The following is a 15,077-nucleotide window of genomic DNA, read 5'->3' as shown; positions in this document are numbered from 1 at the left end:
ACTGGTCCTGCTTGGGCATGATCGGCGGACAAACGTCGTACGTTTGCCGTGAGGGAACACCGGTCTCCTCTTTTCCGGATCATGCCTGGGGTTTGTGCGTTCTGGGGCAACATATGTCGGGCGTAGTCGCGGCAATGCGTCGAACCCTGCTGTCATGCACCTCACTGGCGCGCGACGGCATGATTGGGCTCGCCATCACCGCATTGCTGCCGGCCCGCACCGCGTTGGCCGCCGAGAGCCCGGTCGCCCAGGCGATGTCGGATCATTTCGGCTTCAATCACCAGGAGGTCGCGGTCCTCGCGACGTCGCTTGCGCTGGTCGGCTTCTCGGCCGTCGCCGCGATCCTCTTGATGCGCACCCGGGTGCGCGCGACGCGGGCCGAGGAGCAGCTGCAGTCCGAGATCACGGACCTGCAGGCGCAATCGGACCGGCTGCGCGCGCTGCTGTTCGTCGAGCCGCAGGTCCTGATCTCCTGGGCCGCCGGCGACAACCGGCCGCAGATCTCGGGCGACATCTCGCTGGTGATGTCGCAGGAAGGCTCGCCGCAACGCGTCCTCGCCTTCGGAACCTGGCTGCCGCCCGAGCCGGCGCTGCAAATGGATCACGCCGTCGACGCGCTGCGCGAGAAGGGCGAGGCGTTCCTGCTCAACCTCTCGACCTCGGCCGGCCGCGCCATCGAGGCGATGGGCCGCGCGATCGGCGGCCAGGCCATCGTGCGGATCCGCGAGCTCGGCGGCCTGCGCCGCGAGCTCGCCGAATCCAACCTGCGCTACAAGACGCTGCAGGAGGAAACCGAGCTGCTGCGCGATTTCGCCGCCGCCGCGCCGTGGCCGATCTGGGCCAAGAGCCTCGAGGGCAATCTGCGCTATGCCAACGCGGCCTATGTCCGCGCCACCGAAGGCAAGAGCGTGTCGGACGCGCTGCAGCGCAATCTCGAACTGCTCGAAAGCGACCAGCGCGGCGAATTGACCCGCGCGCTCAACGACAATGCCAGTTACGCCGCGCGGCTGCCGATCGTGGTCAGCGGCGAGCGGCGGATCTACGACGTGCAGGCGCTCAAGCTCTCCGGCGGCAGCGCCGGCATCGCGATCGACGCCAGCGAAGCCGCGGCGTTGCGCGCGGCGATCGCGCGGATGGTCGAGGCGCACCGGCGCACCCTCGACCAATTGTCCTCGGGCGTCGCGGTGTTCGATACCGACCGGCGGCTCACCTTCTACAACGAGTCCTATCGGCGGCTGTGGGGCCTCGACCAGGCCTTCCTCGACGGCAACCCCGACGATTCCAGCGTGCTGGACCGGCTGCGCGCCAACCGCAAGCTGCCCGAGCAGCCGGATTTCCGCGCCTGGAAGGCCAAGCTGCACGAAGCCTATCGCGCGGTCGAATCCGAGACCTATACCTGGTTCCTGCCCGACGGCCGCGCCATCAGCGTCGTCACCACGCCGAACCTCGAGGGCGGCGTCACCTATCTGTTCGACAACGTCACCGAGAGCCTCGACCTCGCGCGCCGCTACGACCGCCTGACGCGGGTGCAGCGCGAGACGCTCGACAATCTCGGCGAAGCGGTCGCGGTGTTCGGCAGCAACGGCCGCGCCGAGCTGTTCAACCCGCCCTTCGCCAAGATGTGGAAGCTGCCGGCCGACGCGCTGCAGGGCGAGCCGCATATCGAGGCGGTCGAAGCGCTGTGCCGGCCGCTGTTCGACGACGCCCTGACCTGGCGCACGCTGCGCGAGCAGATCACCGCGATCGAGAACCGCGCCCAGGTTGCGCTCAAGCTCGAGCGCAAGGACGGCAGCGTGCTGAATTGCATGACCATCCCGCTGCCCGACGGCAAGACCCTGCTCGCCTTCCAGGACATCACCGACACCGAAAATGTCGAGCGGGCGCTGCGCGAGCGCAACGAGGCGCTGGAAGCCGCCGACCAGATGAAGGTGGATTTCGTCCACCACGTCTCCTACGAACTGCGCGCGCCGCTCACCACCATCATCGGCTTCGCGCATTTCCTCAGCGATCCCTCGACCGGACCGCTGACGCCGAAGCAGGCCGAATATCTCGACTACGTCACCAAATCGACCAACGCGCTGCTGGCGCTGACCAACAACATTCTCGATCTCGCCACCATCGACGCCGGCGCGATGAAGCTCGAGCTCGGTCCGGTCAATATCGGCCAGGCGATCGAGGCCGCCGCCGAAGGTATCCAGGACCGCCTCGCGACCGACCGCATCACCCTCAAGGTCGATATTGAGCCCGACATCGGCGCCTTCGTCGGCGACGAGCGGCGCGTGGTGCAGGTGCTCTATAATCTGCTCGCCAACGCGGTCGGCTTCTCGCCGCACGACGCCACCGTCACGATCAGCGCGCACCGCACCGAGCACAGCGTGGTGTTTGCGGTGACCGACGCCGGTCCCGGCATTCCGGCCGAGATGCGCGACAAGGTGTTCAACTGGTTCGAGAGCCATTCGCACGGCTCGCGGCACCGCGGCGCGGGCCTTGGCCTGTCGCTGGTCCGCTCCTTCGTCGAACTCCATGGCGGACGGGTGCGCGTCGATTCGACCGTAGGCCGCGGCACGACCGTGACCTGCGACTTCCCGATCGACCAGACCGCACATCGCAACGCTGCTGAATGACGGCGACCTCGACATTCTCGGTGGCACTCGCGAACGAGACCGCGACAGCAGAGCTGATGGCCGACCTCGCGCTCCTGATCGGCGCCGGCGACGTCATTACGCTGTCCGGCGATCTCGGCGCCGGCAAGACCACGGCCGCGCGCGCGTTGATCCGCTATCTCGCCGACGACGACGCGCTGGAGGTACCGAGCCCGACCTTCACGCTGGCGCAGAGCTACGAGCTGCCGTCGTTTCCGCTGGTCCATGCCGACCTCTACCGCATCAACGACGCCGGCGAGCTCGAGGAGATTGGGCTGTCGCCGCTGCCCGACGACGTCGTGGCGCTGATCGAGTGGCCGGAGCGCGCGCCCGACGCGATGCCCGCCGACCGCATCGATATCGCGTTCAGCCATCGCCCGGCGCTCGGATCGGCGGCACGCGCGGCCGAGATCACCGGCCATGGCAAGGGCGCGGCGAAGGTCGCGCGGCTCAACGAGCTGCGCCAGTTCCTCGACCGCGCGGGCTTTCTCAATGCCCGGCGCGAACGCATGCCGGGCGATGCCTCGACGCGCTCCTATGCGCGGCTGCGCAACGACGACGGCACCGTCATCCTGATGAACTCGCCGCGCCGTCCCGACGGCCCGGCGATCTACAGCGGCCAGTCCTACAGCGCAGCGGTGCATCTCGCCGAAGACGTCAGGCCGTTCGTCGCGATCGGAAACGGCCTGCGCAAGCATGGTTTCTCGGCGCCCGCGATCCGTCACATCGATCTCGGATCCGGCTTCCTCATCACCGAGGATTTCGGCGCTGAGGGCGTCATCGAGGGCGACCCACCGCAGCCGATCGCCGAGCGTTACGAGGCCGCCGTCGACATGCTGGCGGCGCTGCACCGCGAGGTGCTGCCGGAGCAATTGCCGCTGACGTCGGACGAGAGCTACGACATCCCGGTGTTCGACATCGACGCCTGGCTGATCGAGATCGGACTGATGCTGGAATGGTACCTGCCAGACCGCGGCGCGCAGCCGAGCGAGGAGCTTCGCGCCGAATTTCTCGGGATGTGGCGCGGCCTGCTGGAGAAGCCCGCAGCCGCACCGCAGACCTGGGTGATCCGCGACTTCCATTCGCCGAACATCATCTGGCTTGCCGAACGCACCGGCATCCTGCGCGTCGGCGTCATCGATTTCCAGGACGCGCTGCTCGGCCCCGCGGCCTATGACGTGGTGTCGCTGCTGCAGGATGCGCGGATCGATGTGCCCGAGCAGCTCGAGCTGTCGCTCTTGACCCGCTACATCAAGGCGCGGCGCGCGACCGATGAAAGCTTCGATCCGGCCGGCTTCGCCGAGCTCTATGCGATCATGTCGGCGCAGCGCAACACCCGCCTGCTCGGCACCTTTGCGCGACTCAACCGCCGCGACGGCAAGCCGCAATATCTCAAGCACCAGCCGCGGATCTGGACCTATCTCGAGCGGTCGCTGGCGCATCCGGCGCTGACCAGCTTCCGCATCTGGTACACAGCCAACGTCCCTCCTCCAGTACCGTAGTTTACGGGTTATTAGCCTCGCCTCCCCTAAGGTTGCGGAGCCCCGCACCTGATCCATGGCGCGGCCGGATCTGGAGCGGGACCACACGATGGGGACGGAACGACGCAAGGGCGATCGTGTCACGTTTGAGCGCGGCATAGCAGCGCACATGATGGGCATCGACGGCACCTGGCGGCGCGACTGCACCATGGAAGACGTGTCGGAGACGGGCGCCAAGCTCTCCGTCGACGGCTCGGTCGAGGGCCTGAACCTGAAGGAGTTTTTTCTGCTGCTGTCGTCCACAGGATTGGCCTATCGCCGCTGCGAGCTGGCATGGGTCAATGGCGACCAGATCGGCGTCAACTTTCTCAAACAAGGCGACAAGAAGAAGAAAACCGCCAGGCGCGGCACGCAAGCTGCCGACGTCTAGGCCAGGGTCGTCATTGCCGTCTTACGGCCGTCATGTCTCGTGACTATGGCGTCTGATTGATGTGCTTGCCGAATCGCCGTGATATGATCGGCGCATGAGAGATGATGACCGAGAATATCCGGAAGATGCCCGTCACTCCCCATAAAGCCATGGTGCTCGCTGCGGGCCTCGGCGTGCGCATGCGCCCCCTGACCAACACGATGCCGAAGCCGCTGGTCAGCGTCGCCGGCCAGCCGCTGCTCGACCATGTGCTCGACAAGCTCGCCGGCGCCGGCGTCAGCGAAGCGGTCGTGAACGTGCACTATTTGCCCGACCAGATCATCGAGCACGTCAAGCCCCGCAGCCGTCCGCGCGTGATCATCTCCGACGAGCGCGACCAGGTGCTCGGCACCGGCGGCGCGGTGGTGAAGGCGTTGCCGCTGCTCGGCGATGCGCCGTTCTATCATCTGAACGCGGACACGATGTGGATCGACGGCGTGCGCTCCAATCTGGCGCGGCTCGCGGAAACCTTCGATCCCGCGCGGATGGATATCCTGCTGCTGATGGCGCCGACCGCTACGAGCATCGGCTATGGCGGGCGCGGCGACTATTCGATGTTGCCGGATGGCGCGTTGCGCAAGCGGCGCGAGCACCAAGTGGTGCCGTTCGTCTATGCCGGCGCCGCGATCATGTCGCCTGCGCTGTTCGCCGACGCGCCGGCCGGCGAGTTCTCGCTGACCAAGATATTCGACCGCGCCAACGAGCAGGAGCGGCTGTTCGGCCTGCGCCTCGACGGCGTCTGGATGCATGTCGGGACTCCGGACGCGATCCAGGCTGCGGAAGAAGCTTACCTGGAAAGCGTCGCGTAGGCGGCGCCTTCGTCAGCCATCGGCGTCGATCGCGAGCACCGCGAAGCTCGCAAGCCAGTGTTCACCCATATAGTCGCTGGCGATATGCGGCAGGCCGGCGTCGCGATGCCGGCGCGCGGCATCCTGCAGGATCGGACGGCGCGCATCGGCCGCCGGCAACGCACCGGCCAGCGCCCGCCAGCACCATGCGCGGCTGAGATTGAGCCCGTCGAGATGTGCCAGCTTGCCATCCGAGCGATCGGTGACCGTGGCGGGCCGGAACAGGGTTGCGGGTTCGCGCAGCTCGAGCCGCGGCAGGAAGCGGTCGAACCAGGGCAGGAAGTCACCCGGTGCCAGCAGCCGGCGCATGCACTCCGCTTCGATCAGCGCGGACGACTGGAAGTCATCACCGCTCGGCTCACCCCAGGCGGGGCAGTCCTGATCGGCGCCGTACCAGCGCAGCGCTGTGTCGCGCAACAGCGCGCCGAACGCATCGTCCTGTGTCACCGCGGCGTAGTCGGCTGCCATGCGCAGTCCGAACGCGGTGTTGAAATGGGTGCCGACCCGCACCGGATAGGTGGCGAGCGGCAGGAAATCGCGGTAGCGCTGCGCGAAGATCTCGGCGAGCGGAGCGATCTGATCGCGCCAGTTGGTGTTCTCGACGAGTGAGAGCTCTGCGGCGAGCTTCAACAGCCAGCCCCAGCCGTAAGGCCGCTTGAAGCCGCGCGCGGTCGGGGCGGCGAGATAGCTGCATTCGGCCGCGATCTTCTCCGCAACGAACTGCGCGTCGAACAGCGCGCGGATATCGTCCGCCGCCTCGGATGAGGGATAGCGGCGCAGCAGCCGGGCAAGCATCCAGTAGCTGTGGACGCAGGAATGCCAGTCGTAGCTGCCGAAGAACACCGGATGCAGCTCGCGCGGCGTGCGCGCATCCTGCGGCCCCGCCAGCACGTGATCGGGCTTGTTCGGATATTCGCGCGTGACATGGCCGAGCGCGATGCGCGCGAAACGGACGGCGAGGTCTTCGGTCAGGATCGTCGCGCTCATGGTGAGGCATTCTCCTTGCACTCGCGGCGAACAAGCATTTCGATCAGCCGCGGCGTCATATAGATCGGAAACTGCGTGGCGGCGAAGAACAACGCCGTCATCGGCGACACCGCGGCGCCCATCGCCGACCAGACCAGTCCGACATTGCGGTTGCCGAGAACGAGGCCACTTGTCAGCCGTGCAGCCAGATTGCCCGGCGTGAGCAGCGCGCCACACAATTGCAGGGCAAGATTGCAGGCGAAGGCAAGGCCGACGCAGGTGAACGCGGCGGCCGGTTGCGCTTCGATCTGAGCACGCACCCCGGCCATGGTGGCGATCGCGAACAGCAGCAGCGAGGCCAGCACGAGCGCGTCGATGATGCGCGCATGCTGCACCAATCGTGCAGCGGCCTGACGGCGCAACAGCAACGCCAACGCGCCGGCGCCGCCAACCAGGAGGACCAGCCGCGTCGCAAGCGCCAGCGGATCGAGCGCGAGACCGGCAAATCCCGCGGCGATCAGCGGCACGGTAACCGGCGCCAGCGCCATCGACAGCAGCGTCACGGCAAGCGGAATGGTCGCATCGAAGCCGAGCATGCGCGCGACGGCCGCCGTGCCGCTCGACGGTGGCGCACACACCGACAGCACCAATGCGACGATCAGCTCGGGTCGAAAGCCGGCGCCGCGCGCGGCAAGGCCGACTGCAAGCGGGCTCGCCAGCATGGCCAGCGCCGGCAACAGCAGCCAGACCAGCGGCCGCCGCAACGCGCGCCGGAACGCCGTGCCGTCGACCTGGAGGAAGGTGCCTAGCACCAGAACGAAGATCGCCGCCGCCATCAGCGGGCGGGCGCCGTCCGCCAAGGCGGGGAAAGCCAATCCTGCCAGCACGCCGATGATCAGCAGTGTCGGCCCGCTTGGCACCAGCCTCGCAAATCTCGCCAAATTCCTGGGTCCCGTCGTCATGTCCGACCAACGAGCATAGGCCGGGGCAAATCATTGTTGAAATCGATTATTCTTATAAGCATTATTGCTACGATGAATTTATCCGCCGTCGATCTCAACCTGCTGGTCGCCTTCGAAGCGCTGATGGAGGAGCGCCACGTCACCCGGGCGGCCGAGCGCATCGGGCTCGCCCAGCCGTCCATGAGCAGCGCGTTGCGAAGGCTGCGTGCGCTGCTTGCGGACGAGCTGTTCCTGCGTGCCGGCGCGGGCATGCAACCGACCGAAAAGGCGCTGGCGCTGGCCGGGCCGATCGGCGAAGCGCTGCGGCAGATCCGGAGCGCGTTGGCGCCCGCTCAGGGCTTCGATCCGGCCATCGCGCGACGGCGCATCACCATCGCCGCGACCGACTATGGCGATCTCGTTGTGGTGCCGGAACTGACCCGGCTGCTGCGCATCGAAGCGCCCGGCATTGACCTTGCCGTGCGCCCGCTCACCGATGCGACGGTGGCGCTGGCGAAGCTGGAGCGCGGCGAGCTCGATGCGCTGATCGGCGGGCACCTGCCGGACTCGCCGCGCTGTGTCCGGCACCGGCTGTTCGAGGAGCGCTTCGTCTGCGTCCGTGACACCGCGCGCACGAGCCGATCGGAGCGCCTCGGTCTGGAAGATTACGCGACCTTGCCGCACGCGCTGTTCTCGGCGGCCGGCGGCGACGGCCTGCCGAGCGTGATCGACGCGCTGCTGGCGCGCCATGGACTGAAGCGACGGGTGGCGGTGACGCTTGCGCATGTGGTGGCCGTTCCGTTCGCCGTGGCCGGCACCGATCTGATCGCCACGATGTCCGAGCGCATCGCCCGGCGCTTCACGCATCTGGCCGACATTGCCGTCGTCGCGCCGCCGATCGACATCCCCGCCTTCGCGATCGACCTGATCCATACGAGCCGCGCCGCCCAGGATCCGGCGCTGCGCTGGTTCCTGGATGCCGCCGATCGCTGCGCCGGCCGATTGCGATATTGAGCGGTGACGGTTCTCCGACAGGGGTGGCTAACGACGGTCACCGCTCCCTATATTGGCGCCGGATTCGAATCAGGCAGCCCATGCGCGTCTTCAGTGTTCCCGTTTCTGCGCCGTTCCTGCGGACCGTCATCTCGGCGCTGGTCGATGGCCGGCTGGTCGCGGGATTCGAGGCGCAGAGCGATCCGGCAAGGCTCGCCAACGCCACGCTGTATCTGCCGACCCGCCGTGCCGGGCGGCTGGCGCGGGAAATCTTCCTCGATGTGCTCGAGTCGGACGCCGCCGTGCTGCCGCGCATCGTCGCGCTTGGCGACATCGATGAGGACGAACTCGCCTTCGCCGACCAAGGCGAGGACGTCGGCGGCGCCGCTCCGCTGGAGATTCCGCCAAGGCTGGGCGAGCTCGAGCGTCGGCTGACGCTGGCGCATCTGGTCGCGGCCTGGGCGAAGACGCCGGTGTCGGCGCCGCTGGTGGTCGGCGGGCCGGCCTCGACGCTGCAGCTCGCCGGCGACCTGGCGCGGCTGATGGACGACATGGTGACGCGCGGCGTCGACTGGCGCGCGCTCGACCGCCTGGTGCCGGACCACCTCGACAAATATTGGCAGCACTCGCTCGACTTCCTGCGGATCGCGCGCGACGCCTGGCCCAGCTACCTCAAGGAGATCGGCCGGATCGAACCCGCCGCGCGCCGCGATCTCCTGATCGAGGCGGAAGCGGCGCGGCTGACCGCGCACCACGCGGGCCCGGTGATCGCGGCCGGTTCGACCGGCTCGATGCCGGCGACGGCGAAATTCCTGCACGCGGTGGCGAAGCTGCCGAACGGTGCCGTGGTGCTGCCCGGGCTCGACACCGATCTCGACGAGGACTCCTGGGACACGATCGGCGGCGAGCGCGGCGACGACGGCAGGTTCACCACACCGCCCTCGTCGAACCATCCGCAATTCGCGATGCACGCCTTGCTCGACCGCTTCGGCATCAAGCGCCGCGACGTCGAGAGCCTTGCCGAGCCGGCGCCGCTCGGCCGCGAGGTGCTGGTGTCGGAGACGATGCGTCCCTCGACCGCGACCGCGCAGTGGCACGACCGGCTGGAACGGCCGGAGATCGTGGCGCGGATTTCCGCCGGGATGACCAACCTCACCGTGGTCGAGGCGCCCAATCCGGAAATGGAGGCGCTGGCGATCGCGGTGGCGATGCGCGAGGCGCGGCATCTCGGCAAATCGGCCGCGCTTGTGACGCCGGACCGCGCGCTGGCGCGCCGCGTGATGGCGTCGCTGACGCGCTGGAAGCTCGAGTTCGACGATTCCGGCGGCGATGCGCTGATCGAGACGCCGGCCGGCGTGTTCGCCCGCCTGACCGCGGAGGCGGCGGCCAAGGGGCTGGAGCCGCCGACGCTGCTCGCGCTGCTCAAGCATCCGCTGTTCCGGCTCGGCCGTTCGCATGGCGCGCTGCGGCGCGCGATCGAGGTGCTGGAGATCGCGCTGCTCCGCGGCACGCGGCCGCAAGCCGGGACCGGCGGCCTCGCCCGCGACTTCGCGCGCTTCCGCGCCGAGCTGGTCAAGCTGCACGGCGGCGAGACCTCGTCGCTGCATGCCATGGAGCCGCGCGCCCGGCTGCGCGACAACGAGCTCAACCGGGCGCAGGACCTGATCGCCAGATTGCAGGCGGCGCTGGCGCCGCTCGAAGGCATGGCGTCGTCAAAACCCCATGATTTCGCCGAGCTCGCCGCGCGCCACCGCGAGGCGCTGATCGCGCTATCCGGCGACCAGAACGGCGTTGCCGTCGTGTTCGAGGAGCGCGCCGGTGCGTCGCTGGCGTCGGCGTTCGACGAGCTGCTCGCCAAGCAGCAGCCGAGTGGGCTGATGACGCCGCTCGCCGATTATCCCGAGGTGTTCCAGACCGCGTTCGCCGACCGCACGGTGCGGCGGCCGGAATCGGCGCGCGCGCAGCTCAACATCTTCGGCCAGCTCGAAGCCCGTCTCACCGAATCCGATCGCGTCATCCTCGGCGGCCTGGTCGAGGGCGTCTGGCCGCCGGCGCCGCGGATCGATCCGTGGCTGAGCCGGCCGATGCGGCATGAGCTCGGGCTCGACCTTCCCGAGCGCCGCATCGGCCTTTCCGCGCACGACTTTGCGCAACTGCTCGGCCATGACGAGGTGATCCTCACCCACGCCGCAAAGGTCGGCGGCGCGCCGGCGGTCGCCTCGCGCTTCCTGCACCGGCTCGAAGCGGTCGCCGGCGAAGCGCGCTGGAAGGCCGCGACATCGGCCGGCGACACTTACGTGCAATATGCCGCCGAGCTCGACCGGCCCGACAAGGTCGAGCCGCTCCCGCAGCCGGAGCCGCGGCCGCCGCGCGAGGCACGGCCGTTGAAGATGTCTGTCACCGCGATCGAGGACTGGCTGCGCGATCCCTACACGATCTATGCGCGCTATATCCTCGATCTCGATCCGCTCGACCCCGTCGACATGCCGTTGTCGGCGGCCGATCGCGGCTCGGCGATCCACGAGGCGCTCGGCGAGTTCACGCAGGTCTATGCCGACGCGCTGCCGGCCGACACGCTACGCACGCTTCGCGAGATCGGGGCCAAATATTTTGCGCCGCTGATGGAGCGGCCCGAGGCGCGGGCGCTGTGGTGGCCGCGCTTCCAGCGCATCGCAGGATGGTTTGCCGAATGGGAGCAGGCCCGGCGCGGCAGTATCGCTTCCATCAAGGCCGAGATCCGCGGCGAGATCGGCATCCCGCTCGACGATGCCAGGACCTTCACGCTCTCGGCGCGCGCCGATCGCATCGAGCGTCGCGATGACGGCAGCTTTGCGATCCTCGACTACAAGACCGGCCAGCCGCCGACCGGCAAGCAGGTGCGTATGGGCCTGTCGCCGCAGCTCACCCTGGAAGCCGCGATCCTGCGCGAGGGCGGCTTCGCCGACATCCCGGCCAACTCCTCGGTCGGCGACCTCGTCTATGTCAGGCTGAGCGGCAACAACCCGCCGGGTGAGCAGCGTTCGCTGGAACTGAAGATCAAGACCAGCGACACGCCGCAACCGCCCGATGAGGCCGCCGACAGCGCGCGGCGCAAGCTCGAGGCCCTGATCCGCGCCTTCGACGACGAGCAGCAGGCCTACACCTCGCTGAATCTCTCGATGTGGGCGAACCGCTACGGCGCCTATGACGACCTCGCACGCATCAAGGAATGGTCCGCCGCCGGCGGGCTGGGAATCGAGGAATGGTGAAGGCGCCCCGTCCGATTCCGCCCGCCGTGCGCGACGCGCAGGCGCGCGCGTCCGATCCGAAGGCGTCGACCTTCGTGTCGGCCAATGCCGGCTCGGGCAAGACCCACGTGCTGGTGCAGCGCGTGATTCGTCTGCTGCTGTCGGGCGTGCCGCCGGAAAAGATCCTCTGCATCACCTTCACCAAGGCGGCTGCCGCGAACATGGCCGAGCGCGTCTTCACGACGCTCGGCCATTGGGTGACGCTCGACGACGCCGGGCTCGATACCGCGATCCGCGAAGCCGGCATTGCCCATCCTTCCGCCACGCTGCGGCGCGAGGCGCGCAAGCTGTTTGCCTGTGCGCTGGAGACGCCCGGCGGCTTGAAGGTGCAGACCATCCACGCGCTGTGCACCCGCCTGCTGCAGCAGTTTCCGTTCGAGGCCAACGTGCCGGCGCGCTTTGCCGTGCTCGACGATCGCGACCAGAACGAGATGATGGAGCGCGCCAACCTCGCGGTGTTCCTCGAAGCGTCGCGGATTCCCGACAGTCCGATCGGCCGCGCGCTCCGGACGGCGATGGCAAATGCCGCCGACGTCACTTTCAAGGAGGTGGTCCGCGAAGCCTGCCTCAGCCGCGACCATTTCATGGCCTGGACCGATGCCGCCGGCAACGCCGCGGCCGCCGCAGCGCAGATGTCGGCCGCGCTCGGCGTCTCCGCCGATGATCGCATCGAGGAGGTCGAGCGCGAGATCGTCGATGGCCCAAACCTGCCGCGCTCGAGCTGGAAGGAGATGGCGACGCTCCTCGATACCAGCAGCAAGGCGGATCAGAAGCAGGCCGAACGGCTGCGGGCCGCACTGACCTTCACCGGTGCAGCCCAGGTCGACGAATATCTCGGCGTCTTTCTCACCGATGAACGCGCCCCGCGCGCGGCTGTCGTCACCAACAGTTTCATCAAGAAGAATGCGGTCGCGGGCCATCGGTTCGAGGCGGAGATCGATCGGCTCGGTCCGTTGATCGAGCGCCGCCGCGCCGTGGTCGCGCGCGACCGCACCGAGGCGCTGATCCACATCGCGACCGCGGCCGCCGCGCACTACCGGCGCGAGAAGCTGGAACGCGGCCTGCTCGACTATGACGATTTGATCGACAAGACGCTGGCGATGCTCGACCGCGTCTCGTCGGGCTGGGTGCATTACAAGCTCGACCGCGGCGTCGATCACGTGCTGATCGACGAGGCGCAGGATACCAGCCCGCGGCAATGGGACATCGTCGCGCACATCATCTCGGAATTCACCTCCGGCGCCGGCGCGCGCGACGGCCTGGTGCGCACCGTGTTCGCGGTCGGCGACGAGAAGCAGTCGATCTTCTCGTTCCAGGGCGCGGCGCCGCGCGAATTCGACCTGCGCCGGCGCGAGCTGAAGCGGCGGTTCGAGGAGGCCGGGCTGAAATTCGACCCGGTGTCGTTCACCTATTCGTTCCGCTCGGGGCCGGTGATCCTGCACTCGGTCGACCATGTGTTCCGCGAGCAGGACATCTTCCGCAGCATTCATGCGGTCGAGAACGGCTACCCGATCCACAATGCGATGACTGACGCCGGCCCCAGCCTGATCGAGCTGTGGGATCTCGCCGTTGCCGACGATCGCCAGGACATCGAAGGCTGGCGCGCGCCGTTCGACGGCGTCTCGGTGACCAGCCCCGAGGTGAAGCTGGCGCGGCGCATCCAGGCCGAGATCAAGCGCCTCGTTGCCAGCGGCACCATGACCGGCAGCACTGGCGGGCGGCGGCCACTCAGCTACGGCGACATGCTGATCCTGGTGCGGCGGCGCGGCAACGCCTTCGATGCGGTGATCCAGGCGCTGAAGCACGCCGGCATCCCGGTCGCCGGCGCCGACCGGCTGAAACTGACCGAGCACATCGCGATCATCGACCTGATGAACCTCGCCGACGCGCTGCTGCTGCCGCAGGACGATCTCGCGCTCGCGGTGGCGCTGAAGAGCCCGCTGTTCGGCCTCGACGACGACGATTTGTTCAAGCTGGCGTATCAGCGTCGCGGCTCGCTGCGCGAGGCACTGGCCGCGCAGGCGCCGACCGATGAGCGATTTTCGGCCGCGCTCCGCCGTCTCGAACAATGCGAGCGCCGCTTCACCGAGGAGACGTCGTTCGCGTTCTACGCCTGGCTGCTCGGCGGCGACGGCGGGCGGGCGCGCATCCTGCGCCGGCTCGGCCACGAGGCCAACGACGCGCTCGACGAATTCCTCGAGCTTGCGCTGAGCTATGAGCGCAAGGCGCCGGCCTCGCTGCAGGGCTTCGTCGCCTGGCTGCGCGCCGCCGACACCGAGGTGAAGCGCGACATGGAGATTTCGCGCGACGAGGTCCGCGTCATGACCGTACACGGCGCCAAGGGCCTCGAAGCATCGGTGGTGTTCCTGGTCGACACCACGACCTCGCCGTCGGACACGCAGCGGCTGCGGCTGATCCATCTGCCGCAGGGCAATGCCGCGCCGAACGCGCCCGGCGTCGTGGTGTGGGCCGGCAAGAAGGCCGAGGATCCGCCCGGCGTCGCCGAGGCGCGCAAGGCGATGCTCGGCGACACCGAGGACGAGTATCGCCGCCTGCTCTATGTCGCGATGACCCGCGCCGCCGACCGGCTGATCGTCGGCGGCTGCATGCCCGGCAACATGAACACGGTGCGGAAATCGTCCTGGTACGATCTGATCACCAAGGGGCTCGCCAATTCCGGGCTCAAGCTCGAGGAGCTGGAGACGCCAGGCGGCAAGGTGATGCGCTATTCGCGGCCGGATGACGTCGCCGATCTCACCGGTGCGACTGCGTCGGCGGCCGCGGTGCCGATCGCATTGCCGTCCTGGCTGCGTGCTGCGGCCGCACCGGAAGCATCGGCGGCGAGCATGCTGCGTCCGTCCGATCCGGCTGATGATGACAGCCATCCGATCCGGACCGGCGAATCGGTGCTGCTGCGCGCCCGCGCCCTGCAACGCGGCACGCTGGTGCATCGCCTGCTGCAATCGCTGCCCGACGTCGCCCTCGAGCGGCGGCGCGCCGCCGCGCTCGGCTACCTCGCGCGCAATGCCGACGGCTGGAGCGAACAGGAGCAGGCCGCGCTCGCCGATCAGGTGCTCGGCCTGATCGCCGATCCGCGCTTTGCCGCCGTGTTCGCGCCCGGCAGCCGCGCGGAAGTCTCGATCGTCGGGCGGCTGGAGCGGCCGGGCCAGCCGAAGGCGCTGGTTTCGGGCCAGATTGACCGCCTGGTGGTGACGCCGACCGACGTCCTGATCGTCGATTTCAAGACCAACCACGCTCCGCCCAAGACGGCAGCCGAGGCGCCCAGGGGCTATGTCCGGCAGCTCGCGCTGTACCGCGCGGTGCTCGCCAGGCTTTATCCCCAGCTGCCCGTGCGGGCCGCCCTGCTCTGGACCGAAACGACTGAAATCATGGAGATTTCCGCCCCCGCGCTGGACGCCGCCCTGGCATAAGTTCATGTCGGCGTGAGCA

The 15,077-nt window shown here is 68.3% G+C and carries 9 protein-coding genes; 7 read left to right on the top strand and 2 right to left on the bottom strand.

Going from position 1 to position 15,077, the window contains the following annotated elements; translation table 11 throughout:
- Positions 1 to 113: 113 nt before the first annotated feature.
- From ACVIHF_RS35685 to ACVIHF_RS35670, 4 genes are all read left to right on the top strand, one after another.
- Positions 114 to 2,624 carry an ATP-binding protein gene (locus ACVIHF_RS35685; protein ID WP_456793351.1) on the top strand — a complete coding sequence of 837 codons (2,511 nt, stop codon included), beginning with the start codon at positions 114 to 116 and terminating at the stop codon, positions 2,622 to 2,624.
- A complete protein-coding gene (tsaE, locus tag ACVIHF_RS35680) occupies positions 2,621 to 4,144 on the top strand; it encodes a tRNA (adenosine(37)-N6)-threonylcarbamoyltransferase complex ATPase subunit type 1 TsaE (protein WP_310880899.1) in 1,524 nt (507 codons plus the stop codon). The genes ACVIHF_RS35685 and tsaE overlap by 4 nt, the downstream gene beginning before the upstream one ends.
- A gap of 88 nt (positions 4,145 to 4,232) precedes the next feature.
- Complete coding sequence (locus tag ACVIHF_RS35675; RefSeq protein WP_028337556.1) at positions 4,233 to 4,553, top strand: PilZ domain-containing protein; 321 nt, start codon at positions 4,233 to 4,235, stop codon at positions 4,551 to 4,553.
- A gap of 125 nt (positions 4,554 to 4,678) precedes the next feature.
- Positions 4,679 to 5,401, top strand: coding sequence for a nucleotidyltransferase family protein (locus tag ACVIHF_RS35670; RefSeq protein WP_092081309.1), 723 nt, complete (start codon positions 4,679 to 4,681; stop codon positions 5,399 to 5,401).
- A gap of 12 nt (positions 5,402 to 5,413) precedes the next feature.
- Here ACVIHF_RS35670 and ACVIHF_RS35665 read toward each other — a convergent pair whose 3' ends face one another.
- Positions 5,414 to 6,427 (bottom strand): DUF2891 domain-containing protein, encoded by a 1,014-nt coding sequence (locus ACVIHF_RS35665; RefSeq protein ID WP_456793350.1) that lies wholly within the window; start codon positions 6,425 to 6,427, stop codon positions 5,414 to 5,416.
- Entirely contained in the window at positions 6,424 to 7,347 is a 924-nt protein-coding gene (locus ACVIHF_RS35660) for a hypothetical protein (protein ID WP_253605817.1), read from the bottom strand. Before ACVIHF_RS35660 ends, ACVIHF_RS35665 begins: the two co-directional genes overlap by 4 nt.
- Before the next feature lie 93 nt (positions 7,348 to 7,440).
- On the opposite strand from ACVIHF_RS35660, the gene ACVIHF_RS35655 reads away from it, so the two are divergent.
- From ACVIHF_RS35655 to addA, 3 genes are all read left to right on the top strand, one after another.
- Entirely contained in the window at positions 7,441 to 8,361 is a 921-nt protein-coding gene (locus ACVIHF_RS35655; protein WP_256558611.1) for a LysR family transcriptional regulator, read from the top strand.
- A gap of 80 nt (positions 8,362 to 8,441) precedes the next feature.
- Entirely contained in the window at positions 8,442 to 11,588 is a 3,147-nt protein-coding gene (gene addB, locus ACVIHF_RS35650; RefSeq protein ID WP_456793349.1) for a double-strand break repair protein AddB, read from the top strand.
- Positions 11,582 to 15,058, top strand: a complete 3,477-nt coding sequence (gene addA / locus ACVIHF_RS35645) for a double-strand break repair helicase AddA (RefSeq protein WP_456793348.1) — start codon at positions 11,582 to 11,584, stop codon at positions 15,056 to 15,058. Before addB ends, addA begins: the two co-directional genes overlap by 7 nt.
- Positions 15,059 to 15,077: the final 19 nt, after the last annotated feature.

This window comes from Bradyrhizobium sp. USDA 4506, from assembly GCF_054058795.1.
Note: the sequence above shows the minus strand (reverse complement) of the source record. Positions and strands in the feature narration are given on the sequence as shown.